At 68.4% G+C, this 585-nt stretch carries 1 protein-coding gene; it reads left to right on the top strand.

From position 1 onward, the window contains the following. Window positions 1-95: 95 nt before the first annotated feature. Window positions 96-585, top strand: a 490-nt coding sequence (locus IEY88_RS44965) for an ATP-binding cassette domain-containing protein (protein ID WP_229694364.1), incomplete at its 3' end; no start/stop codon positions are given.

Raw genomic sequence — 585 nt, 5'->3', positions numbered from 1 at the left:
CGGCAAGGGCGACGAGATCCCCAACACCATCGTGATCTCCGACGACGAGTACGACACGACAAACGCCGCGCAGAAGCTCGCCAATGCCTACTGACATGCCTGCTGATCCGGTCATCGAGGTCGCGGGCGTCACCAAGACGTTCGCCGGCGTCCGCGCACTCGACGAAGTCGACTTCACGCTCCGGCGCGGCGAGATCCACGCGCTCGTCGGGGAGAACGGCGCCGGCAAGTCGACGCTGATCAAGGTGCTGACCGGCATCCACACCCCGGATGCCGGTCGCGTCACCCGCAACGGGCACATCTCCACGATCTACCAGGAGGTGAACCTCGTCCCGTTGATGAGCGTGTCCGCGAACCTGTTCCTCGGCCGCGAGCCGCGCAACAGGTTCGGCCTGATCGACCGAGCCCGCCGGGACGCCGACGCCGCGGAGCTGTTGCGGGGCTACGGCATCACGGCGGACGTGAGCAGTCCACTCGGGACGCTCGCGGTCGGCGAGCAGCAGATGGTCGCGCTCGCGAGGGCCGTCGCGGCGGACGCGGACGTCGTGATCATGGACGAGCCCACGTCGTCGCTCGAACCGCGCG

It is taken from the genome of Lentzea pudingi (genome assembly GCF_014646255.1).
Lineage (GTDB): Bacteria > Actinomycetota > Actinomycetes > Mycobacteriales > Pseudonocardiaceae > Lentzea > Lentzea pudingi.
Note: the sequence above shows the minus strand (reverse complement) of the source record. Positions and strands in the feature narration are given on the sequence as shown.